The organism is Shewanella sp. W3-18-1, assembly GCF_000015185.1.
GTDB lineage: Bacteria > Pseudomonadota > Gammaproteobacteria > Enterobacterales > Shewanellaceae > Shewanella > Shewanella putrefaciens.
Genome location: NC_008750.1, coordinates 61,029 through 84,269, shown reverse-complemented (window position 1 = coordinate 84,269; position 23,241 = coordinate 61,029). Strand labels below are relative to the sequence as shown.

The following is a 23,241-nucleotide window of genomic DNA, read 5'->3' as shown; positions in this document are numbered from 1 at the left end:
AATTGCAGGCATTTTATTCATTATATTGGTTACTCTTTTAACCAGCGCCCAGGATGATCGGTAAAGTAACGATATTCGCGTTTAGGCTTTTCGCACTGCGGCTTTAGCTCAGTGGCAGATAACAAAATCCACTCATCACGATGGGCCATTCCCATGCTCTTGCCGCCTTTAATATCGAAACAACTCAGCTCAGCCCCGCTCGGCACTAATAAATAACGTTGTTTATTTTCCTGCATCCATTGCCATGCATTACGCTCTTGTTCCTCAACCGAAGCAAGATAACTAAAGTGCGTCACACTCATGGGAGAGAACAAAATAAACTGCTCTTTAAAGTTCACTAGGCCTAGCTCAGCGTCTTCGCCAATCACCTCCGCCGTATGCAGCATCAAGCTTCTAGGAGTGCGCATTTCATCGAGCATAGAATACCCCCAAGTACTGATCAGCACCCAGCCTAAGGCAGAGACAATCCCCATCTTAACGAGAGCAAACTGTTTACGGGCGAGCCAAAGCAGCAGGAACCAGAGCAGACCAAGCAGGATAAATAGGTAGCCAATACCCGTTAAATCATCGGTATAGTCGGCAAGGGCTTTGACTAATGCGGGATGGTGAATAAGCGCAAGCACACCCGCCAGCAAGACCACTCCACCTAAAAACCACAGTAATCCGCTGACGAGTTTTTCAAACCACACTTTAGGCGCAACACCCGTTAACACCGCTGAGGCCGCCAGCGCCAACATAGGCAAAGCCGGCAGAATATACACATTACGCTTACCCGGACTGATGCTGAAAAACAACACAACCAGTGCCACCCATATCAACAACATTGCAATAGTAGGATCGGCCTTCACCTTCTGCACCCATTGTTTCCAGTAAGCAACCACCAGCAGCGAAATAGGGAACCACATCCAAGGAATGACACTTAAGACAAAGAAATACCAAGGCTTAATATGATGCCAAGCGTTGACATAACGCTCACCGGTTTGCTTAAACAAGATGTTGTTTTGATAAGCAACAAGTTCGGGCGTGCCATGGGTTTGCACTGTCAGCACCATGGGCACCAACCAGCAGGCAATCACGGCAAGCATAGCCAAAGGCCCAGCAAGACATAACCAAGTTAAACGACCTTGAAAACGGCTTTTGTCTTTAACTGCATAAATACCAATAGGGATCAGCATTAATAAAGGCAAAAAGCCGACGCCCTTAGTAATCACCCCTAGCCCCATAAATGCCCAGCCAACAAAATACCAACGCCAATGGGGACCGAGCATAAAGTGGCGGATCAAGCCGTAGCATCCCACAGTGATCCAACACATCACCATGGCATCGATCTGGGCATTTTTAGCCTGCATTAAAAACTGCGGCACAATTAACAGTAACAGGGCGGCATTGCGGCCAACACGTACATTCCACAATCTGGCGCCAAGATCGTAAACCAGGAACACAGTCAGCAGGCCGCACAAGGCGTTAGGGAGGAGGAAAGCGAGCTTAAGGGAACCCGTCAGCTGGTAAAATAGCGCGATAGCCCACATGAATACCGGCGGTTTATCAGGGTAGTACTCGCCGCCACGGGTAGGAAATAACCATTGCCCCGAAGACACCATTTCCCGTGCGACTTCCACAAACCGCGGCTCATCTGCAGGCCAAGGGGATCTAAAACCCACTCCTACCAGCAAAACCAGCAAGCTTATCAAGAGCAAAGGCCAGAGTACTTGGTAGTAATCCTGACGATTGAAACGGCGACTAAGAGCTTCCATCCTGAATCCTTATGCTTCGGTTTCCAATTCATCAACCTGTTTACGCAGGCTAGAACGGTACAAATACGCGCCAATCACGCTTGATAGGATAAATAATCCGATACTGATCCCTAGCTGATGATGATCCGATAAACCTATACCCGCGCCCGCAAAGCTAAAAATCAACATCTGCGGCAAATAGCCTAATACGCTGCCCAGCATAAAGCCACGCGCAGGAACATGAGTTGCACCAGCAAATAGATTGGTGAGTAAATTACTGCCGACGGGCAGTAAGCGTATCATCAGCACTTTCAACCAGGTTTTGTCGCTGATAAGAGCTTCAAACTTTTGCAACCTACGGCCAAAGCGGCGCTGTAAACTGCTGCGGATAGTTAATCTCGCCACATAAAAGGCCGATACACAGCCCAGTAAGGCAGCTAGAGTCGAAAACAGCCCACCATAGATGCCACCCAAAGCAAAACCAAAAACAAACGCGATGACTTGTCTTGGACCACCCACAGCGGTAAACAAGGCTCCAATAGCTAACAACACTAAAAATGCAAACCTGCCTTTATCAGCAATAAAATGCGCGACCCAGTTGCTATCAGTAACGTGCTCGAATAATCCCTGTTGGGCGGCAAGCATCAATACCAGCAAAATACATACGATAAATATCGCCTTATAGAGTCGCTTCATCTTAGTCGCGCCAGCTCGATTCACTGCGTGCAATCTTGGCGACTTTGGCTCTGCGCCCAAGCCAGATCACGCCCATAATATCGACGATACCAACCCAGACACGATTCCAAGCCGTGTACTTAGAGATACCCACTTGACGATCCCTATGATTCACCACCGAAATAAAAATCTCACCGTCCATACGCCGCACTAAAGCAGGAATATACCTGTGCATATGGTCGAAATAGGGCAAGCGAAGGAAGGTTTCACGGGGAATTAACTTAAGGCCGCAGCCCGTATCAGGCACGCCATCGTGCAGAAGCGCATCGCGAACTTTATTCGCAAAGCGAGACTGGAATCGCTTCCAGGCCGTATCTTTACGATTTTTACGGTAGCCCGCAATACAGAAGTGCTCGGCTTGGATCTGAGGCAACTGGGCAAACATGGCCGGAATATCGGCGGGATCATTTTGACCATCGGCATCTAAGGTCACAATATATTTGCCGCGCGCATGTAAAACGCCAGTCGAAATGGCGGTACTCTGCCCTGTGCTACGCTCATGGCGAATCGCTTTCGCATCACATTGCTGTTCAGCTGCGGTACGCATCACTTCACCAAAGGTATCGTCTTGGCTGCCATCATCTACGACAAGGATTTCAAACTCAGTCAAACCTTGGAGGGCTTGGCATATCTCTTCCATCAGGGGGCCAATATTGCCCACCTCATCTTTAGCGGGGATCACAATAGAGATCAATTCAACGCTCCACAACTTTATGACAAAAAATACGGTAGCACATAATTATTGCAAAATTAAAATCTGGAAAAATAGGGATGATTGGCAAAAAAAACACTAATTCAGAATTATAAACTGGCCAAACAATAAAGAAACAGCACTTAATTTGGAACTGTGGATTTCATAGTATGGACATATTTATCGATAAAATAAGTGTTAGTTTATTAAGCAAAACGCATAACCTTAAAATAATCTATGAATATTGTTGTTGTGGGGATGGGCTATGTGGGCCTATCAAATGCCGTCTTATTGGCGCAGCAAAACCAAGTCACTGCAATTGATTTAGTTCCTGAACGTGTCAAGCAAGTTAACGAGCGTAAATCCACTGTGGTCGATGAATTAATCGAAGACTATCTGCAAAACAAACCGTTGAATTTAACTGCAACAATGGAAAATGTGGCCTTTCAATCGGCTGACTTTGTGATTATTGCGACTCCAACAGACTACGATCCTCAGACTAATTATTTTAATACCCATTCGGTTGAAAGCGTCATTCGTGATGTACTCGCTGTTAATCCTGATACGACGATTATCATCAAATCGACTGTCCCCGTCGGCTATACCGCAGCATTAAGGCACAAGTTTAAGAGCGACAACATACTCTTTTCTCCAGAGTTTTTACGCGAAGGTAAAGCCTTGTATGACAACCTTCATCCCTCACGGATCGTCGTCGGTGAACGCTCGGCGCGTGCCCAAGTCTTTGCAGACCTTTTAGCCAAGGCGGCAATCAAGCAAGATATTCCTATTTTGCTGACCGATAGCACCGAAGCTGAAGCGATTAAGTTATTTGCTAATACATTTCTCGCCATGCGGGTCGCCTACTTTAACGAGCTCGATACCTATGCAGAGAGTCGAGGATTAAATACTCGCCAGATTATTGAGGGGGTTAGCCTCGATCCGCGTATTGGTGATTATTACAACAATCCTTCTTTTGGCTATGGCGGGTACTGTCTTCCGAAAGACACTAAGCAATTACTGGCTAACTACAATGATGTCCCAAACAATTTAATCAGTGCCATTGTCGACTCAAACACCACACGTAAAGACTTTATCGCCGACGCTATTATCCGTAAGCAGCCAAAATGTGTAGGAATTTATCGTTTGATCATGAAAGCCGATTCAGACAATTTCCGCGCCTCAGCAGTGCAAGGCGTGATGAAGCGCATTAAAGCGAAAGGCATTGAAGTCGTCGTGTTTGAGCCTGTACTTAAAGAAGATTATTTTTTCAAATCTCGCGTGATGAGAGACTTAACTGAATTTAAGTCACTATGTGATGTGATCGTCTCCAACCGTATGGTTGATGAACTCAATGATGTTGCGGATAAAGTCTATACCCGAGATCTATTTCACCATGATTAATACACTTTAAATAAAGGTCATAAATGAAATACTTAGTCACAGGCGCTGCGGGTTTTATCGGCGCCAAAGTCAGTGAACGCCTTTGCTTGCTTGGCCATGAAGTTATCGGCATTGATAACCTCAATGACTATTACGACGTCAATCTCAAATTGGCACGTTTAGACCTTTTACAAACTTTAGATAATTTCCATTTTATTAAACTCGATCTCGCAGACAGAGAAGGTATTGCTGCGCTTTTTGCGCGGCATGCATTTCAACGTGTTATCCACCTTGCGGCTCAAGCTGGAGTACGTTACTCGCTCGACAATCCGTTAGCCTATGCCGACAGTAATTTAATTGGCCATCTCACTATTTTAGAAGGATGTCGCCACCATAAAATTGAGCATCTCGTGTATGCCTCATCTTCGTCTGTATATGGGTTAAATCAGAAAATGCCCTTCTCCACTGAAGACAGCATAGATCATCCCATTTCACTCTATGCCGCCACGAAGAAAGCCAATGAGTTGATGTCGCACACTTACTCACATTTATATCAATTACCGACGACAGGTCTGCGCTTTTTTACCGTCTACGGCCCTTGGGGCCGTCCCGATATGGCTTTATTTAAATTCACCAAAGCCATACTAGCAGGTGAAGTGATCGATGTGTATAACCATGGCGACCTCAGTCGAGACTTTACCTATATTGATGATATTGTTGAGGGAATCATTCGGGTACAAGCCAAACCACCTCGCCCAAATACGGACTGGACAGTAGAAGCTGGCACGCCGGCCACCAGCAGCGCACCATATCGCGTCTTTAATATTGGCAATGGTAGCCCAGTGCAGTTACTCGACTTTATTACAGCGCTAGAAGATGCCTTAGGCATTAAAGCGAACAAGAACCTGCTACCGATGCAGCCGGGCGATGTGCATTCGACATGGGCCGACACAAGTGACCTATTTGATGCCGTTGGCTATAAGCCATTGATGGATATTAATACTGGGGTCGCACAATTTGTGGACTGGTATCGCCAGTTCTATAACAAATAAGTTAGCGCCCAAAAGCCAAACAAAAAGGCCTGCAAGAATGCAGGCCTTTGCTTTAGTCATGAATGTTAGAAGCGATACTCAAAACTACTGAAGAGCGTGGCATTAGTATCATTTTCTTGAACATCAAATTCCGATCTCGATACCGTTCCACCTAAGCTCCACATGCCTTTCCATACAGGCATACGGTAAGAAAGCTCAAGCATCAACAAATCTTCCTTCGGTGGTTGTGGCGCCCAAGTGCTCGCCACATTAGTGCCATCTTTATTCAACTTCGCATAACGCAATAAAGAGGTAAAACCTCGGCTGTTACTAAACTGGCCGACTAATCCCACCACAAACGTTTGAGCATCGCTATCATAGGTTGAGCCTAAAGCACGGCCATAATAACGAGAACCACTTAGATAGACAGGATCTTCATAGAAACAATTGGCACTATCGCCATCGCATTTTACATAGGTATCTGAATATTCCATAAACAGCTTAAACTGCTTACCCGATGTGCCAAAATGGGTATCAATCCCCCAAAGTGAGCCGCAGTCACTACCATTCTCACAACTATGTTCGAGATATAATCCCACAGGAATATCCTGCAAAGAGCTGGTATAGCGCATATCGATACTTTGGGTTCTATGGCCTGCATCGCGGCGCTCATCTGGCGTGCAATTACTTGTACCATCGAGGCAAACTGAATTACTGGCAACCGAATCCCACCAAGAATTGAAGTTACAATCTTGGCCCTCTCCGCAAAACAATGTCGACCACGACAGACCCACTTCTAGCTGCTTAATCGGTCTTGCACTTAAGCGCATATCCCACTCAGCCGTTTTAGGCACAGCACGATCAACTTCCGTTAAGCTAAATCCGGTTTTAAAGGTCCAAGGGCCAATCCAAGATAACCAAGGTGTTTCAAAAGCCGCGGCATTGTTACGGCTCAAGGTTAACGATGACATAGGGCGGGCATTATTAGAACGATGTAGAGCCGAGTCAAACCCCGGTCCCCACCACTGCTCAACCGCGCCTAAGGTTGCGATCCAATTGCCAAAAATGATGGCAAAATAAGACTCATCAAGGCGGAAGTTTTTATTATCTTGCGGATCATAGGTTTCTGCCACAGTCGCCTTATAAGCAACACGCGATCCTAAATACTCGTAGGAGCCCAGCACTTCACCTTTCTCGCGATAGTCAGAACCATAATGTTGAAAGCGAGCAGGATCAGATGCTGCCGATACTTTTATCCGTGCATTACCACGATTATCGACAGCATTTTGATAATAAAAATTAACCCGTGCAAAGGCTTGTACTAAAGAGGGAGAAAGCAGCTCTGGCTCAATTTTCGCTAAATCACCACCAATGCCTGACCACATCAATGGATAAGTATTCACTGGCACAGTGATCACACCCGCATCAGCAAGTGCTTGAATGTCAGCTCTAAGATATATATCAGAGGCATCGACCCAAGGTGCAGCAGCAAGCATTGAAGAAAAAAATATGCCAGAGGCAATGCTAGTAGCAAGGATCGTGGGGGAAAAAAAAGCCTTCATAACATCCTTTTAAGTATCATCACAAGGCAAAAATGCCTCAAAGTTAACACAAAACTCCTACGTAAAAACTATCTAGTTCGCAGGTAAAATCTAAGGTTTAACCAACTTAAGCTTTGCCGCCAATGCAGCCGTTACTTCAGGGTGAACAAACTGGCTCACATCGCCACCATGCAAAGCGACTTCCTTTACTAAGGTTGAAGAGATAAATGAGTTTTCCTCGGCAGGCGTTAAAAACACGCTTTCCAGATCAGGGCTCAATCTGCGATTCATATTTGCTAATTGGAATTCATATTCAAAGTCGGATACCGCGCGTAACCCACGCACAAGTACACTGGCCTTTTGCTCCTTGGCAAAATCCACTAGCAACCCAGAAAACCCCACCACCTCGACATTATCCAAATGAGCAGTTACCCGATTGACCAATTCAACTCGCTCTTCAAGGGTAAATCTAGGCTGCTTGGAAGGGTTAGCCGCAATGCCAATAGTCACATGTTTAAATAGTTTAGCCGCACGCTCTATCAAGTCCACATGACCATTAGTGATAGGATCGAAAGTTCCTGGATAAATCGCTCTTGTATGCATAGAAAAGTACATCCTCACTGTCATAATTCATTAAAGACACCAAAACACCCTTTCAATCCGTCGCAGACTCAACGTGTACCCGTTGAATACAATTATTTTTTAACTAATTAATTCTATTGATAAAAATAGCCGCGAAAACATAACGATGACTTTAATTTTTAAGCGTATTATATACAAATTTAATACAGATATCTGATAATCGTCACCCAAGCGTAAATCGTTAAAAATGACTTTCGGCACAATCCAAACTAAGGCGCGTAGCTAACCGAATAAAAAAAGTTTAAAATATACAGAATTCAAATGAAATACAAAAAGTTACGATGTTACTTTGCTATTCACAGCAAGAGTCATATTAAGAATCTGCAATTAAAGGTGTTCAAGTGATAGACCACTCCCTTAAATTAAAACTTCATTCTCATGGGGCATTAATACTCGTTAATGCACTCATAGCGATGGTCATTGCTAGCCGCTATTTTGCTTTTTTACCTGAACTACCTAGCGATAGTCTCGGGATTTTCTTCTTGCTTGTGAGTACATTCTCGCAAATGGCTCTACTAGCAGGGATTTTAGGGTTAGTGACACTGCCATTAGTTTATTTACCCACCACATTAAGGCAATGTCTCCAATCCGGATTGGCGGCATTAGCAATTAGCGTCTTAGTCATTGATACCTTTGTCTTTGCCCAATATCGTTTTCATATCAATTCTGTTGTACTCGATCTTATTCTCGCGGGCCAAATTGTCAGTTTCCCGTGGTCAACTTGGGTAATGGTCTGCGTTGGAGTTGGAGTCTTATGGATGGGGGAATGGCTGCTTATCCGTTGGTTAGAAAGCACTCCTTTACGAAAAAAATCATTAAATCGATATTTTTTATCGTTAACTATCATAGCATTACTGTCAACCCATAGTGTACATATCTGGGCGGCAGCAAATGCATACCAGCCCGTCACCCAGCTAAAGCGTTACTTGCCTTTGTTCTATCCTGCAACAGCAAACAGCCTAATGCGTAAATATGGCTATATCAACGAATCGGCTATTGCTCAACAAAAGGCGCTTACCTTAAAAAGTCAAAGTGACTTACGCTATCCCATTGAACCACTGAGTTTTACAGAAGTATCAAAGCCGACCAATATTTTATTGCTCGTGATTGACTCTTGGCGGGCGGATACTTTTAACGCAGAAAATACACCTAACCTATGGGCGCTCGCACAATCCGGTGTCATCTTTAACCAGCATATCGCTTCTGGCAACTCAACAAGGGCGGGTATTTTTGGTCTTTTTTACGGTATACCTGGTACTTACTGGCACGCCATGTTAGCCAATCAGCAAAGTCCCTTAATCGTAGACCGATTACAACAACTCAACTACCAGATGGGCATCTTTACTGCCGCGCAATTGCACAAACCTGAATTTGATCAAACCGTGTTTGTGAATATTGATAATTTACGTATTGGCTCATCAGGCACAAGCCCATCGGCACTGGATGCGAATCTGGTTAACGATTGGACAGCATGGTATGCACAACGTGATAAACAACGGCCTGTATTTTCATTTTTATTTTTTGACTCGCCACACGGTTACGATTTCCCCAGTGATTACCCTCATCGCTATGAACCCATGCTAAGTGAAATTAACTACTTACAATTGAATAATAACTCAGATCCAGTCCCATTCTTTAATCGCTACAAAACCAGTGTTCATTATGTTGATAGCTTAGCCAAACAGGTATTAGAAACACTTAAGTCATCTGGTGAACTCGATAATACTCTAGTGATTATAACGGGTGATCATGCTCAAGAAATCAATGACAATAAACTAAATTTCTGGGGTCATAATAGTAATTATACTGACGCTCAAGTTAAAGTACCATTTGCAATAGTGGGGCCTAAAGTTAATGTTGAAATGATATCAAAGAGTAATAATAAACTCACAAGTCACCAAGATGTAGTACCGACATTAATGGAAAACTATTTGGGTGTAAAAAGCCCAATAAACCATTACTCTGTAGGTAAAAATCTTCTCAATCAAATAATGGAACGTCCCTGGATCATATCCACGGATTATAATGGTTTCGCTATAATAACTGACGAGTCAATTTTAGAAGTGGGAGCCAGTGGTCAATATGAGCTATTGGACAAAACTAATCGACCACTTAAAAACCAACAACCTAACTTTGACTATTTACAACAAGCATTGGAACAATTAAGTCGTTTCAACAAGTAATAAAAAAGTTAAGGTTTTTAGTATATGCAGTAGATAAGATAAACACTCAATTACGTTCAGATTGCTAGGATCAGCGGTTACAATATTCCCAATTAACCGCTGTTCTAGGCTGACTTACCTAGGTTGTTTTGAAGGATACGCCCCGTTACCCATGATCCAATTTTTAAAATAACGTAGCCTCACACTCGGTTAAATCGGCACAACCATAAGGCATCAAAGCGCCTAAATCACAGCCCTAAATAAGCTTCACGTTGTGGGTTGTGACTAAATTTGGGGAACACTCAACTCCTGACTATGAATCCAAAATTGAGGCTCATAAGCCTAATGCGCCCCTTCTTTATGCGGTTTACAGCAGATGTTGCGCTATTTTGAACAGTTGTTTAGGGCAAGATACTCTTGTATCTACTTTGCTAACTCAACTTACATAAATACCATAAATTTATTGCTCGCCAGTCTACTCGTTTTAACCTAATGAGTGAATAATCAGAGCTACCCCCCCTTCAAATACCCTCCAAAACTTAAACAGAGCTAACAATTCCGGCGATTAACCCCACGTAAAGGCCTTAACTGATATAATGTCGCCACTCAGTATATTGAATTAACACAGATCAAAGACAGCCGCGGTTTCACTCAAGTTCATTGTTTAGCCAAGCTTGATTGAAAGTAGCGAGATCCAGATCCACGCATTAGAGCACTTATATGAAGAAAATCGCGATTTTTTGTCATAACTTTTTCTCCAACGGTACTGTCAAAGTAGCCTTATCCCAAGCTGAAGTGTTACAGCAAGCTGGGCAAGATGTATATTTGTTTGTGTTTCACAAAGAAGGTGATTTTATGCCACCGCAAAATGTAACGATTCATTATCTGTTTGAAGCGGGCCAGAAACCTTCGTTACATGAGCAGAGACAACAGCTGAAAGCGAAAGTAACTGAGGTCGAGAAAACAGGTAAATTCTCACTCTTTTTAAGTAATTCAACTGACTGTGATATCGTTGTTTCCGGTTGTGATTTCGAACCTTGTTACTATTTCTGTCACTGCGCTTTAAAACAAGAACTACTGATGGAGCTAAAGCGCGGCCCAGTACATTTCTGGCGCAGATGGAAAAAAGCCAAGGCTCTAATTGGCAAAAAAATCATTACTGTATCAAATGGTATCGCAGACGAGCTCCGAACCACCTCTTGGTTAAAGCCAAAGAGCGTGCAAACTATTTACAATCCTTTTCGCTTAGAGGAAATACAAAAGAAAGCTAAAGAAGTGATCGCAGACATTCCGACCGAACCTTATATGATCCATGTAGGTCGAGTCACTCGTCAAAAGCGCCATGACATCCTCTTTAAAGCACTTAGGGACATGCCGACAGCGCCTAAGTTAGTACTACTGTGCAATAGACCAAACAAGGCTCGTAAATTAGCCAAAAAATATGGTGTTGAACACCGGATTATCACCCCAGGTTTTCAGCATAATCCCTATGCTTGGATTGCCAGAGCAGAATTGATGCTATTGAGTTCCGACTTTGAAGGCTTGCCCACTGTAATTATTGAAGCTTTGGTCTGTGGCACGCCAGTTGTTAGTACTGACTGTCCCCACGGACCGAATGAAATCCTTACAGGACACTTAGCCAAATATTTAGTACCCGTTCGCCAACCAGCGCTACTGGCGCAAAGGGCTTTTGAATGCCTAACATCGCCCCCATCACTTGAAGATCTTGAGATTCTTAAAGCCGTAGATAGCCAATTTATTGCCCAGCAATATATTGAGTTAAGTAGGGATTAAACCAAACTATGACTTCGTAACTCACCTGAACTGTACATAAAAAGATCACAAAAACCCCAAGCCTCGATCTGATTGATCATTTGTCTAGAACTATCAATCGTAAGGGACTTGGGCATGAATAGTATCGAGCATTCAAGGCATAGTAGCTGCGTGAACTTTATAGTGCATCGTAGGGCACATTATTTATACATTTCAGCATAAAAATCAAATTATTAAAGTCACTCGACTAGAAAATCCATCCTAGTGTAGATCTAAAGCTAACTAGGTTGATTTCATCTTATTATAGCCGAGCTGTTCTCATTAACTTTTTATAAGCTATATACAGATAAATACGATGTCCACGCCATGTAAGCAAGCCCTTAGCATCTAGATCTCTTAACTCTTCAGCAAAAGCTTGCAACATTGCAGATCTCTGTTCTTGATCTGCTTGTTTACACTTTTTAAATTGATAACTTAAAAGAGGTCGCATTAGGTTATTTTTTATATGTTTTAATTCCTTGCTGCCCATACTTTTTTTATAAGTTTCATATATTGAATCTATTGCTATATGATAATCATTAATAATTTTCAACGTCGGTTTTTGTTGCGTTATCGACTCTTCAAACTTCGTATATAAATATAACGGCGTTGGAATAATTACGATTTTAGGACGTTTAGCGATGACAGAAAAACTAAATGAAATATCTTCATAATGTATTCCAGGGATGAAAAATATATCTTTTAGCAATTCTCTTTTATAAAGTTTATTCCATACAACTGAACCTATTTTATTATGACGTTTACTTTTATGATATAAAGGATCTGTGATTATTACTGCATCTATTTTTTTGAGATCAAATATCTTATCTGGTTTCCCTAAGCCATTAGAGTAAACCCTTTGCCACACGACTAAATCAGCTTGATGTTTTTTTGCCAAAAGGAAAGCTATTTCTAATGTCTGTGGTTGTATCGCATCATCAGGATCGATGAAATATACATAATCCCCTCTAGCCGAGCTTAAACCAGCATTACGAGCAACTGATGGACCTTGGTTGACTTGGTTAATGACTTTAATTCTATTATCATTTTTTTCATATTCTGCTAAAATTAAGTCACAATTATCTGGTGAACCATCGTTAATACAAATAACCTCAAAATCATTATAGGTTTGGGCCAGCACACTATTCAAACACCTTTCTAAAAACCTCTCAACCTTATAGATAGGAATAATAATTGATATTATAGGTTGCATTTTTGTCATTACCACATCCCTTTAAATCCTAATAAATTTGGTTTTCAACTACTGACAAGACCATCGAATATCATAAAAATAATTTCGCACTCAAAATATTATACAATAACGATAACACCCTACAGTTTATTATGAATATTCAACTTAAAAAAACATAAACATTATAAAAATATTTAGCTACAAAACTTCCAATAACCTAGCTTGCGTCGCATTTTAAAATGCCGCAATAAGTTCAATGGCTTAGGTTTAAGCCAATCGGTGCCCTTATCAATGAGTGCATCTGTGGCAGCCAAAACACGCTGACTAGATTGACCATCACCCGTTGGGTGGATCTGACTGCAATAATCGTGAATATGCACCATTAAATCGTCAGGCCGGCTCAGGGCGCGCACTAATGCAGATTCAATATCCTCAACTCGACTAATATCGATTAAATAATCCTTCGGTGACTGGTTTTTAAAGGTGACTACTGGCTTATGTTGCATCAAGAACATCAATAGAATCGATGATGTGTCACACAACATCACATCCCCAGCTTGCAACAATGGGATCACATTATCGGTTTCAACAAACTGTAAATTCTCATTCTCCAATGCCTTGTATTGCTCGACAATACTAGAATTCATCTTGGGATGAAATTGCACTAACCATCGCCATTGACTCTTTTGCGACAGCGCTTTAATTTGCTCAAACACCACAGGAGCACAGGTCAAGCTTCTGGAGAAGGTCGAACAAAAAAGCACAATAGGTCTTGGATCATCATGTTTAATATACGGATTTTCTTTGTTTTCAAGAAATAGTGGATCAAGCGCTGGCCAACCCGTTTCGGCTACAGTAAAAGTTCCAAACGTCTTCACAAGCTTTAGAAAAGGCAGGGTCGTCGCGGGACCTTGAGTACAATATAAGTCAAAACAACCTCGAATTTCGAAGTGATCCTCGCGGCCCTTGTGATTCATTTTTCCCGCATTAAAGCCATGAAATACACCGACTTTTACGCCAGGAATAAAGCTAGGCACCACGTTACCAGGAACAAATACCGCGTCGGGTTTCCATGCTTTCACAGCATCAACATTGGGTAATCGTTGCTCATAGTCTCTCAGAAACTTAGGATCAACCTCGTCCCCTTCTAAAAACCAGCTAACCTCATCGCCTCTATCCCAAATAACTTGTTGTAGCGGCCTTAACATCGCATAGGAATAGTTCTGCGCTATGTACAATAAGTAACGTCTTTTGGCTTGTTTAACTTCTTCCACAAGCATGCTCCTAAAACACAAACGAATAAATTATTTTGCCAACGCTAAATATTGTTCGGCAATTAAGGTCGCATCGACTTTGGCCAAAATCTCAACCTGCTCGAGGGATGGCGGCTGGCTAACAACCTCGTCTATCATTTTGGACAACGCTTTTGGATCGCGACGCGGTACGAGATAAGACACTAAATTTCCAGTTAAAATTTCATTCGGCCCATGAGGGCAATCCGTACTCACAACAGGAGTCCCACAAGCTAAAGATTCAATCAAGACTGTCGGTAGACCTTCAAAATCTGAGCTGAGCACTAATGCCTTAGCCTGCTTAATCCATGGAAAGGGATTGCTTTGAAAACCGGGGATAATCAAACGTTTTTCAATACCGAACTTTTTCGCCGCTTTAATCGCTTTTTTGTGGTTATGACACAAGAGCACTACAGGAAGTTGATTTCGCGTTAGCTTAAGGGCTTCAAACAACACATCATGGCGTTTTTGCTTGGCAAAGCGGCCGACATGAATAAGATAATCACCCTTAGGAATTTGTGGATTATCTTGCTGTGATTGAGATGTGATTTCATTAAATTCAAATGGATTATAGATAGTCTGCATAGATGCTGGATGCAAGCGGCCTTTATCTTTGATCTCTTTTGCTATGCCATTTGAGACTGTAATCAAATGCTGACCATTGAGCGCTTTTTTAGCTCTTAACTTCTTAAAATAAGCAAACGGCCCCAATTTGAATTGGCGACTAAGCTCTTCTTCTACTGAAGAATGGACTATAACATAAAGTGGTGAAACATCTGTTTTGGTCATCATCAAATTGGTTTTATCTAAGTTAGATAAAAACAAGTCGAACTTACCCACTTGAGATTCGATTTCAGCGATTTTTGCGCTGAGTTTGTGTACCGAAGCATTTAACCGCCCAAAATGGTCGAAATCTTTATCCTTAGGGGCAAAACATTGATGAATGGGTAAGTCTTCCGGCGTTTCATAATACCGATTATCTTCCATGACTAAAAAATGCGGTTCATGCCCTAGCCGAATAAATTGCTTGGCTAAGGTAATCATGACTTTTTCGGCTCCGCCACCCGCTAAACTGTCGATGGCAATGGCTATCCGCATGATTTATCTCCTAAACGATATTCTAAATACCAACCGCTAATGCAGCGATACATCTAGAGTGCTGAAGAATGCACTACACTAACATGTCTTATCTGAGTGCCTGCTCAACCACAAGTTCAAACTTCTCAATTACGGCTTCAACACTAATCAATACCATCAAGTTCTGGCCTTTCGCACGGGTTCCCCACTTCACCTCGTCGCGATGCTGGGATGCAATTGCCTCTTCATAGACACTAACCACATATTGCTGTGATAAATAAGGCCCGGTACGCCCCGGGTTTGAATGGGCATATAAACCTATCACAGGCGTGCCTTGAGTTACTGCCATATGAGCAGGCCCCGTATCTGGCGCTAATACTAAGCTTGAACGTTTTAACAGTGCCAATAATTGAGTCAGACTGGTTTTACCCACTAAATTATCGATTTTTGAAGGGCAAGCTAACAAGATTTGCTCGGCTAAGTCCTTTTCAAGTTGAGTCGGGCCACCACAAAGGATGACCCTAAAACCTTTAGAAATCGCATGACTCGCCACAGCAGCATAGCGCTCAGGTAACCAATTGCGTTCCGCCTTACTGGCTGCGGCGCAAATCATAAAGACTCTTTCATTGTCTTTAATGTGCATTTGCGCAAACTCGGTGTCGGCAATTGGCACAGGGATATTCCACTGCGGAGTAAGATCTTTAACACCTATTGCCTTTGCAAATCCCATAAAACCTTCAAGCACATGGGGCTTAGCCAAGGGCTCAACCCTATGGTTAGTCACCAGCCACTGGCCTTCTTTAGCGCGAGCACGGTCAAAACCTATGCGCACTTTTGCCGAAATAGCCACCGAAGCCAAGGTCGCACGCAGCGCCACTTGCATATGCAGTAGCACATCAAAATGTCGCCCTTTTAGGGCTTTGCGCAAATTAAAATAACTGCGCCATCCTTGGGATTTATCAAAAATAACAAACTCAATACCGGGTAAATGTTTTAGCAATTGATATTCAAGCTTGCCTATCACCCAAGTAATATTGAGTTCGGGGTATTGCCGTTGAATCGCCTGCACCATAGCCACGGCATGGCATACGTCACCGATAGCAGATAGCCGAAGCAGACAGAGTGAATTCATGCTATTTGGATTTAAACTCATTGGGATTGAAGCTCATGGCTTTTTAGGTTATTTGGCGCAAGCCAACGATCTTAATGTAGAATGCCCCTAGGTGCCACGCTTAAGTCAACAAATCTCCGATGAACGACCAAATAAAAATCATAAAAACCGCTAATGGCCATATGGCACTTTGCCAAGGAATATCTGAAGCTATCACCCCAGCTTGGTTCTCCGTGGACTTTTGGCGTACAAAAAATGCCGTTGTCGGCTCATCCAAAGGCCGCTATACCACTTGGTTTGTGGCATGCGAGCACAGCCATTGGGTGTTACGTCATTATTGGCGTGGCGGCTTAATGGAAAAATTCAGCAAAGATGCTTACGTTTATACAGGTCTCGCCAATACCCGCGCTATGGGTGAACTACGCTTATTAGACATTTTGTATCGCGAAGATTTTGCCGTACCTAAACCCATTGCCGCCAATATAGTGCGCGATGGATTATTTTACCGCGCCGATATCATTATCGAGCGGGTCGAAGGCGCCGAAGATTTAGTCGCCAAACTCGGCAAAGGTACAATGAGTACAACACAGTGGCAGGCGTTGGGTGCCACTATTGCGCAATTCCACCAGCGCGGTGTGTACCACGCCGATCTCAACGCTAAGAATATCTTATTTCAGCCAATGCAGGCTGAAGGAACACAAGAACGCTTCTATCTTATCGATTTCGACCGTGGTGAGTTAAAAACACCTAGCTCGCAGTGGCAGAAATCGAATCTAGACCGACTGTTACGCTCCTTCAATAAAGAGCAAGGCAAATTACCAAACCTAGCCTTCAACGCTGATAACTGGACCTCACTAATGCAAGGCTACCAAGCTGCAATGCAAAGCGCTTAAATTCGCCAGCTTTAGGTATATATCTGCTCAATAGCGCTTAATTAACAGAATTAATGGCTTAATAAGGATTGTACCAGTGTGAATTGCCGCTCAAGTGCACCGCGATTTGCCTCAACCACAGCTAATCCCGCGTTAGCAGCCTGTTGACGTAGCTCTGGCTCTGCAAAATATTCGATCAAGTTAACCCCTAACTCATCTGCCGAGACCACGATTCTTAGCCCTCCAGCATCGGCCAACATTTGGGTAATTTGGGCAAAATCTCGGTAATTTGGCCCAACCATAACAGGTACACCCATAGCAATAGGTTCCAATGGATTGTGACCACCATGGTGAATCAAACTCCCGCCCACAAAGGCTTGATCCCCCGCGCCATAAAAAGTTAAGAGTTCGCCCATAGTATCGCCCACTAGCACTTGAGTCGTTACTGTAACGGGCTGATCATCACTGCGCCGAACAAATTCAAAACCTTGACTCGCAACAACCTCGACAACGGCAGTAAACTTTTCCGGATGGCGCGGAGCTATGATCAGCAAAGCATCGGGCCATCGAGCTAATAATTGCCTATGGGCCGCGAGTATGGCGTCAAATTCACCTGGGTGCACACTGCCCGCAACCCAAATTGGCGAGGTTTCTCGCCCCCAAGTCTGGCGTAACAACTTAGCATTGGCTAAACGCTCAGGCGTAATACTGAGATCAAACTTCAAGCTGCCGCATACAGTCACCCTCTCTGGCGAGACACCTAATTCGATAAAACGCTGCGCTTCCACTTGAGTCTGCGCCGCAATGACATCGAGTCGTTGCAACATAGGTCGACTGAGTTTAGGGCGCTTAGTATATTGCGCCGCCGACTTTGCCGATAGGCGAGCATTAGCCAACATCAAGCGTACACCTCGTTTTGCCACAATGGCGACTAAGTTAGGCCACAGCTCAGTCTCCATAATCACGCACCACTTGGGCGAGACTTGGCTTAAGAAACGCTGCACACACCAAGGTAAGTCAAAGGGTAAATAGCAATGCTGCACTGAGTCACCAAAGGCTTTGCGCACTTCGGCGGATCCCGTTGGGCTGGTTGTTGTGACGGTAATACTCAGTTCTGGGTGTGATTGCTGGATCAAGCGAATTAATGGAATGGCTGCGAGTGTTTCCCCCATAGACACTGAGTGGATCAATAAATCCGTCGATTTGAGTGTTGTTAAGCCAAAACGCTCCCCCCAACGACCGCGGTAATCAGGGCTTTTAATAGCACGAAATGCTAAATAGACGATTAGCAAAGGGGATAATAAATATAAGATCGTGGAATAGAGAAAACGATTCATGAAAAACGTGCTTATGGGTTTTGCCTGATGAATAGCGGCAATGTTAGCATATGCACCAAATTAGGGATAATTTACCAGCAGTGCGGCGGTCGTTGGTTAGCTCTCTCTATTATGTGGCGTTCACTAGCAATTTGGATAACTTATGAAAACCCGCGACAAAATAATCTATGCCAGTCTTGAACTATTCAACGAGCATGGCGAAAGAAACATCACCACCAATCACATTGCCGCTCACCTGAATATGAGTCCCGGGAATCTTTATTACCATTTTCGCAATAAAGAAGACATTATTCGCTCTATTTTTAGCTTGTATGAAAACCACCTCGAATCCGGTTTTCAGCCCTATGAAGATAGGCGAGTCGATGTCGAGCTGTTAATCGGCTACTTCGATGCAATGTTCTATACCCTATGGCAATTCCGCTTTATGTACGCCAATCTTGCAGATATTCTCGCCCGTGACGAAGAGCTAAAAAAGCGTTATCTACACGCCCAGCAGCAGGTATTAACGCGCTCGAGCCATGTGCTCCACAAACTTAAGCAAGATGGCTTTTTAAGTGTTGATACAAACAAAATCACGCAGCTAGCGGATACCATCAAGATGATCGTCAGCTTTTGGATTGGTTACCAACTCACTCAATCCAGCACGTCGACCATCACTAAAGCGACCCTCTATGAAGGCGTTTTAAGGGTACTGATGATTTTTAAAGCCTATGCAACACCAACTTCAGTTGCAACTTTTACCCGTCTTGAGCAGCATTACCACGCGCTAGCGGATCAAGAGTCCCTATAGAATCATCCCCAACGTCGATGCTGGGAACTCGCATTCGGTACTAGCCTCAAAGCAATCTTAGCGCTGAAAGCGAGCCAATATTTCGCGCTAAATCCATCAAGCCTGTACTCAGCCCAACAGTGGCAAGCTTATGTTGCACATTAGTTTTTATAATGTAAAAACCACTTTAGCCCTAAACTAATTTATCTTGCTAACCTGCATAAAAAAAAGGCTGTAGGCCGATTAGGTTTAGAGTTAGAATGCCGCCACTCCCAGAATCAGAATAAAGTTAACTAAGGAGATATCAGGTGGCCTCTACCTCATTCTACGCACAGATTAATCAACAGCTTGCAGACATCAAAGCCGAAGGCTTATATAAAAGCGAGCGTGTTATTGCCTCACCGCAACAAACTGCCATTCAAGTTAATCACCAAGAAGTTGTTAACTTTTGCGCGAATAATTACCTAGGCCTAGCGAATCACCCCGAGCTAATCAAAGCCGCCCAACAGGGTTTAGACAGCCACGGCTTTGGTATGGCGTCGGTGCGCTTTATTTGTGGCACCCAAGACATACATAAACAGCTCGAAGCTAGCCTGAGCGAATTTCTCGGCATGGAAGACACGATTCTGTACTCTTCTTGTTTCGATGCAAACGCCGGGCTGTTCGAAACCTTGTTAGATGCAGAAGACGCCATCATCTCCGATGCGCTCAACCATGCATCTATCATCGACGGCGTACGTTTATGTAAAGCCAAGCGTTTCCGTTATGCCAACAACGACATGGCCGATTTAGAAACTCAGCTGATCGCCGCTAAAGCAGCGGGCGCACGTAACATCTTGATCGCCACCGATGGCGTATTCTCGATGGACGGCGTGATTGCTAACCTACAAGGCGTATGTGATTTAGCCGATAAATACGGCGCACTGGTGATGGTCGATGACTCTCATGCTGTGGGCTTTATTGGCGCGAACGGCCGTGGCACCCACGAATATTGTAATGTGATGGACAGAGTCGACATCATCACTGGTACTTTAGGCAAAGCCTTAGGCGGCGCATCGGGCGGTTTCACTTCGGGTAAAAAAGAAGTCATCGACTGGTTACGTCAGCGTTCACGCCCTTACCTATTCTCTAACTCACTCGCGCCTTCAATCGTTTCGGCCTCTATCCATGTGTTAGAAATGCTTAAATCGGGTCAGGCGTTGCGTGAAGCGGTATGGGAAAACAGCCGTTATTTCCGCGAGCAAATGTCGGCGGCAGGTTTTACCTTAGGTGGCGCCGATCACGCGATTATCCCTGTGATGATTGGCGATGCTAAACTGGCAGGTGACTTTGCGAATCGGCTATTAGCTGAACATATTTATGTGATTGGCTTCTCCTTCCCCGTCGTGCCTAAGGGGCAAGCCCGTATCCGCACCCAAATGTCAGCGGCTCATACCCGTGAGCAACTCGACAAAGCGATTTCAGCATTTATCCGTATTGCCAAAGAAATGGGCATTATTTAGGACTTAAGACAATGAAAGCACTAAGCAAGTTAAAAGCCGAAAAAGGTATTTGGTTAGTCGATGCGCCTAAGCCAGTCATGGGCCACAACGATCTACTGATCAAAATTAAGAAAACCGCGATTTGTGGCACCGACATGCACATCTACAACTGGGATGAATGGTCGCAAAAAACGATTCCAGTACCTATGGTTGTTGGCCATGAGTATGTTGGCGAAGTGGTTGATATCGGCCAAGAAGTCCGTGGTTTTAACATAGGCGACCGTGTCTCTGGCGAAGGTCATATCACCTGCGGCCACTGCCGTAACTGCCGTGCTGGCCGCACTCATTTATGCCGCAACACCTCAGGTGTCGGTGTGAACCGTGAAGGTTCATTCGCCGAATATCTGGTTATTCCAGCCTTTAACGCCTTTAAAATTCCTGATGATATCAGCGATGATTTAGCGTCCATCTTCGATCCGTTTGGTAACGCTGTGCACACTGCACTGTCATTCGATTTGGTCGGTGAAGACGTGCTGATCACAGGCGCTGGCCCCATCGGCATTATGGCTGCGGCCGTATGTCGTCACGTCGGTGCTCGCCATGTAGTGATCACCGACGTCAACGAATACCGTTTAGAGCTGGCCCGTAAAATGGGGGCCACTCGCGCAGTGAACGTGTCTAAAGAAAGCCTGAAAGATGTGATGAAAGAACTCGGTATGACCGAAGGTTTTGATGTCGGGTTAGAAATGTCTGGTGTACCATCGGCCTTCCACGCCATGTTAGATACCATGAACCACGGCGGCAAAATCGCTATGCTCGGTATTCCAGGTGGCGAAATGGCCATCGACTGGAGCAAAGTGATCTTCAAAGGTTTAGTGATTAAAGGTATCTACGGCCGTGAAATGTTCGAAACTTGGTACAAGATGGCAAGTCTTATCCAATCGGGTTTAGATATTTCACCCATCATCACTCACCACTTCAAGATTGATGATTTCCAACAAGGTTTCGACGCTATGGGCTCGGGCCAATCGGGTAAAGTGATCCTCAGCTGGGATTAATCCTCCTAGGATTTAAGAACCTTACCTAGATAGGGGCTGTACACTCGCAGCCCCTTGTTGCACACTTATCCCACCTTGATTTCCATCTCTTAGCTTTGTCAGGTTTTATTATGTCTTCCTTTAAACACTTAAGCGTTAATCAATTACTGCAAATGACCGAAGCACAACCTGTGCAAATCGTCGATATCCGCGATGGCAACAGCTTCACCAATGGCCATATTGCTGGTGCAACCAATCTGAATAACGAAAACCTAGCACAATTTATTAGCCAAGCCGATATGGATAGCCCACTTGTGGTGGTTTGTTACCACGGCATGAGCAGCCAAAATGCGGCACAATATTTATGCGAGCAAGGTTTTGATGACGTTTACAGTCTAGATGGCGGTTATAGCGCCTGGCATGAGGCAAATGCATGATAGAGATAGGTCGACTCCCCAACAGTAGAGCCGCGCAGGCATTTGTCGATTACCTCAAAGGTGAAAATATTGACTGCCAAATCGAGCCGCTGGTTCAAGGTGTCGCCATTCTTGTTATCCATGACAAAGATGTGGAACAAGCACGCCAAGAGTTTGCCCATTTTATTGCCCACCCTTACGACAATAAATATCTGCAAGCCTCATGGGAACATGGCGATACTCAGACCAAACTCGATTATGGCGCCCCTTCGCTACAGCTCTTTACCCAATTTATTACCGGTGCAGGCCCAGTCACGCTGATTGTATTTGCGGTTTGTGTACTCATCTTTGCAGCGATGAACTTAGGATTCGCCAATCCAATCTACGAAACGCTGTCCTATTTTGGAGCAGTATCTCAATCAGATCTCAGCCAGTTCTGGCGTGTTTTTACACCCAGCCTGCTACATTTTTCCGCCATGCACGTCATCTTTAACTTGCTCTGGTGGTGGTATTTAGGTGGCCGAATCGAAACCCGTATCGGTACTACACCGTTGCTCATCCTACTTTTTATGGCGGGCACATTACCAAACATCATCCAATACTATGTCAGCGGTCCTAACTTCGGTGGCCTATCGGGCGTTGTGTATGCAGTGGTGGGTTACACTTGGATCATGGGAATACGTAAACCTGCCGCAGGCATAGGATTACCGCCTGCATATATGGGATTTATGATGATTTGGTTGGCATTAGGGTTCACGGATATTCTAGGGGTTTCGGTTGCTAATGGTGCCCACATTGGTGGCTTATTTATAGGTTTAACCCAAGGGTTATTCGATAGCCGCAAGTCCCCGAACTCAATCTAATTTCGTTATACCAAGATAAATCCTGAAACGCATGGGGATTTATCTTGGTTCAATGACGCGCTCTCAC

General features: G+C 44.0%; 20 protein-coding genes. 10 read left to right on the top strand and 10 right to left on the bottom strand.

All coding sequences use genetic code 11. The features are described from left to right. Positions 1-29 precede the first annotated feature (29 nt). From SPUTW3181_RS00355 to SPUTW3181_RS00345, 3 genes are read right to left on the bottom strand one after another with little or no spacing between them, the layout of a single operon-like run. Complete coding sequence (locus SPUTW3181_RS00355; protein ID WP_011787486.1) at positions 30-1,754, bottom strand: ArnT family glycosyltransferase; 1,725 nt, start codon at positions 1,752-1,754, stop codon at positions 30-32. Positions 1,755-1,763: 9 nt separating this feature from the next. Further along, a complete protein-coding gene (locus tag SPUTW3181_RS00350) occupies positions 1,764-2,429 on the bottom strand; it encodes a TVP38/TMEM64 family protein (protein ID WP_011787485.1) in 666 nt (221 codons plus the stop codon). A gap of 1 nt (position 2,430) precedes the next feature. Beyond that, entirely contained in the window at positions 2,431-3,162 is a 732-nt protein-coding gene (locus tag SPUTW3181_RS00345; RefSeq protein ID WP_011787484.1) for a glycosyltransferase family 2 protein, read from the bottom strand. 234 nt (positions 3,163-3,396) lie between these two features. On the opposite strand from SPUTW3181_RS00345, the gene SPUTW3181_RS00340 reads away from it, so the two are divergent. Both SPUTW3181_RS00340 and SPUTW3181_RS00335 read left to right on the top strand, forming a co-directional pair. Beyond that, a complete protein-coding gene (locus tag SPUTW3181_RS00340) occupies positions 3,397-4,560 on the top strand; it encodes a nucleotide sugar dehydrogenase (RefSeq protein ID WP_011787483.1) in 1,164 nt (387 codons plus the stop codon). A 23-nt stretch (positions 4,561-4,583) separates the two neighbouring features. After that, positions 4,584-5,591, top strand: a complete 1,008-nt coding sequence (locus tag SPUTW3181_RS00335; RefSeq protein WP_011787482.1) for an NAD-dependent epimerase — start codon at positions 4,584-4,586, stop codon at positions 5,589-5,591. 65 nt (positions 5,592-5,656) lie between these two features. On the opposite strand, the gene SPUTW3181_RS00330 is transcribed toward SPUTW3181_RS00335, so the two are convergent. Both SPUTW3181_RS00330 and coaD read right to left on the bottom strand, forming a co-directional pair. Beyond that, positions 5,657-7,132: a capsule assembly Wzi family protein gene (locus SPUTW3181_RS00330; protein WP_011787481.1), complete on the bottom strand. Its 1,476-nt coding sequence runs from the start codon at positions 7,130-7,132 to the stop codon at positions 5,657-5,659. Positions 7,133-7,222: 90 nt separating this feature from the next. Then, entirely contained in the window at positions 7,223-7,714 is a 492-nt protein-coding gene (gene coaD, locus SPUTW3181_RS00325; RefSeq protein ID WP_011787480.1) for a pantetheine-phosphate adenylyltransferase, read from the bottom strand. A gap of 380 nt (positions 7,715-8,094) precedes the next feature. Between coaD and SPUTW3181_RS00320 the strand changes: the two genes are divergently transcribed. Both SPUTW3181_RS00320 and SPUTW3181_RS00315 read left to right on the top strand, forming a co-directional pair. Beyond that, positions 8,095-9,936: a DUF3413 domain-containing protein gene (locus SPUTW3181_RS00320; RefSeq protein ID WP_011787479.1), complete on the top strand. Its 1,842-nt coding sequence runs from the start codon at positions 8,095-8,097 to the stop codon at positions 9,934-9,936. A gap of 699 nt (positions 9,937-10,635) precedes the next feature. After that, a complete protein-coding gene (locus tag SPUTW3181_RS00315; protein WP_011787478.1) occupies positions 10,636-11,709 on the top strand; it encodes a glycosyltransferase in 1,074 nt (357 codons plus the stop codon). 280 nt (positions 11,710-11,989) lie between these two features. On the opposite strand, the gene SPUTW3181_RS21300 is transcribed toward SPUTW3181_RS00315, so the two are convergent. From SPUTW3181_RS21300 to SPUTW3181_RS00295, 4 genes are all read right to left on the bottom strand, one after another. Then, on the bottom strand, positions 11,990-12,949 hold the full coding sequence (locus SPUTW3181_RS21300) for a glycosyltransferase family 2 protein (protein ID WP_011787477.1): 960 nt from the start codon (positions 12,947-12,949) through the stop codon (positions 11,990-11,992). A 164-nt stretch (positions 12,950-13,113) separates the two neighbouring features. Then, positions 13,114-14,199: a CDP-glycerol glycerophosphotransferase family protein gene (locus SPUTW3181_RS00305; RefSeq protein WP_283104050.1), complete on the bottom strand. Its 1,086-nt coding sequence runs from the start codon at positions 14,197-14,199 to the stop codon at positions 13,114-13,116. A 24-nt stretch (positions 14,200-14,223) separates the two neighbouring features. Continuing rightward, entirely contained in the window at positions 14,224-15,309 is a 1,086-nt protein-coding gene (locus SPUTW3181_RS00300) for a glycosyltransferase (protein ID WP_011787475.1), read from the bottom strand. Positions 15,310-15,397: 88 nt separating this feature from the next. Next, positions 15,398-16,441, bottom strand: a complete 1,044-nt coding sequence (locus tag SPUTW3181_RS00295) for a glycosyltransferase family 9 protein (protein ID WP_011787474.1) — start codon at positions 16,439-16,441, stop codon at positions 15,398-15,400. Positions 16,442-16,539: 98 nt separating this feature from the next. On the opposite strand from SPUTW3181_RS00295, the gene SPUTW3181_RS00290 reads away from it, so the two are divergent. After that, positions 16,540-17,292 carry a 3-deoxy-D-manno-octulosonic acid kinase gene (locus tag SPUTW3181_RS00290; protein WP_011787473.1) on the top strand — a complete coding sequence of 251 codons (753 nt, stop codon included), beginning with the start codon at positions 16,540-16,542 and terminating at the stop codon, positions 17,290-17,292. Between the two features lie 50 nt (positions 17,293-17,342). Here the strand turns inward: SPUTW3181_RS00290 and waaA are convergent, their stop codons facing one another. Further along, on the bottom strand, positions 17,343-18,608 hold the full coding sequence (gene waaA / locus SPUTW3181_RS00285; RefSeq protein ID WP_011787472.1) for a lipid IV(A) 3-deoxy-D-manno-octulosonic acid transferase: 1,266 nt from the start codon (positions 18,606-18,608) through the stop codon (positions 17,343-17,345). 142 nt (positions 18,609-18,750) lie between these two features. Here waaA and SPUTW3181_RS00280 point away from each other — a divergent pair, with 142 nt between their 5' ends. From SPUTW3181_RS00280 to glpG, 5 genes are all read left to right on the top strand, one after another. After that, complete coding sequence (locus SPUTW3181_RS00280; protein WP_011787471.1) at positions 18,751-19,398, top strand: TetR/AcrR family transcriptional regulator; 648 nt, start codon at positions 18,751-18,753, stop codon at positions 19,396-19,398. Between the two features lie 287 nt (positions 19,399-19,685). Continuing rightward, a complete protein-coding gene (locus SPUTW3181_RS00275; RefSeq protein ID WP_011787470.1) occupies positions 19,686-20,879 on the top strand; it encodes a glycine C-acetyltransferase in 1,194 nt (397 codons plus the stop codon). An 11-nt stretch (positions 20,880-20,890) separates the two neighbouring features. Further along, positions 20,891-21,916 (top strand): L-threonine 3-dehydrogenase, encoded by a 1,026-nt coding sequence (tdh, locus tag SPUTW3181_RS00270; RefSeq protein WP_011787469.1) that lies wholly within the window; start codon positions 20,891-20,893, stop codon positions 21,914-21,916. A 110-nt stretch (positions 21,917-22,026) separates the two neighbouring features. Continuing rightward, a complete protein-coding gene (gene glpE, locus SPUTW3181_RS00265) occupies positions 22,027-22,332 on the top strand; it encodes a thiosulfate sulfurtransferase GlpE (RefSeq protein ID WP_006084745.1) in 306 nt (101 codons plus the stop codon). Beyond that, entirely contained in the window at positions 22,329-23,174 is an 846-nt protein-coding gene (glpG, locus tag SPUTW3181_RS00260; protein ID WP_011787468.1) for a rhomboid family intramembrane serine protease GlpG, read from the top strand. The genes glpE and glpG overlap by 4 nt, the downstream gene beginning before the upstream one ends. Positions 23,175-23,241 lie beyond the last annotated feature (67 nt).

Excerpts from the sequence above, each read along its gene's own strand:
- SPUTW3181_RS00280 (WP_011787471.1), top strand. The coding sequence starts at position 18,751 with ATGAAAACCCGCGACAAAATAATCTATGCCAGTCTTGAACTATTCAAC.
- SPUTW3181_RS00300 (WP_011787475.1), bottom strand. The coding sequence starts at position 15,309 with ATGCGGATAGCCATTGCCATCGACAGTTTAGCGGGTGGCGGAGCCGAA.
- SPUTW3181_RS00295 (WP_011787474.1), bottom strand. The coding sequence starts at position 16,441 with ATGAGTTTAAATCCAAATAGCATGAATTCACTCTGTCTGCTTCGGCTA.
- SPUTW3181_RS00340 (WP_011787483.1), top strand. The coding sequence starts at position 3,397 with ATGAATATTGTTGTTGTGGGGATGGGCTATGTGGGCCTATCAAATGCC.
- SPUTW3181_RS00330 (WP_011787481.1), bottom strand. The coding sequence starts at position 7,132 with ATGAAGGCTTTTTTTTCCCCCACGATCCTTGCTACTAGCATTGCCTCT.
- SPUTW3181_RS00350 (WP_011787485.1), bottom strand. The coding sequence starts at position 2,429 with ATGAAGCGACTCTATAAGGCGATATTTATCGTATGTATTTTGCTGGTA.
- SPUTW3181_RS00305 (WP_283104050.1), bottom strand. The coding sequence starts at position 14,199 with ATGCTTGTGGAAGAAGTTAAACAAGCCAAAAGACGTTACTTATTGTAC.
- SPUTW3181_RS00290 (WP_011787473.1), top strand. The coding sequence starts at position 16,540 with ATGAACGACCAAATAAAAATCATAAAAACCGCTAATGGCCATATGGCA.
- glpG (WP_011787468.1), top strand. The coding sequence starts at position 22,329 with ATGATAGAGATAGGTCGACTCCCCAACAGTAGAGCCGCGCAGGCATTT.
- tdh (WP_011787469.1), top strand. The coding sequence starts at position 20,891 with ATGAAAGCACTAAGCAAGTTAAAAGCCGAAAAAGGTATTTGGTTAGTC.
- glpE (WP_006084745.1), top strand. The coding sequence starts at position 22,027 with ATGTCTTCCTTTAAACACTTAAGCGTTAATCAATTACTGCAAATGACC.
- SPUTW3181_RS21300 (WP_011787477.1), bottom strand. The coding sequence starts at position 12,949 with ATGACAAAAATGCAACCTATAATATCAATTATTATTCCTATCTATAAG.
- SPUTW3181_RS00315 (WP_011787478.1), top strand. The coding sequence starts at position 10,636 with ATGAAGAAAATCGCGATTTTTTGTCATAACTTTTTCTCCAACGGTACT.
- coaD (WP_011787480.1), bottom strand. The coding sequence starts at position 7,714 with ATGCATACAAGAGCGATTTATCCAGGAACTTTCGATCCTATCACTAAT.
- waaA (WP_011787472.1), bottom strand. The coding sequence starts at position 18,608 with ATGAATCGTTTTCTCTATTCCACGATCTTATATTTATTATCCCCTTTG.
- SPUTW3181_RS00335 (WP_011787482.1), top strand. The coding sequence starts at position 4,584 with ATGAAATACTTAGTCACAGGCGCTGCGGGTTTTATCGGCGCCAAAGTC.
- SPUTW3181_RS00355 (WP_011787486.1), bottom strand. The coding sequence starts at position 1,754 with ATGGAAGCTCTTAGTCGCCGTTTCAATCGTCAGGATTACTACCAAGTA.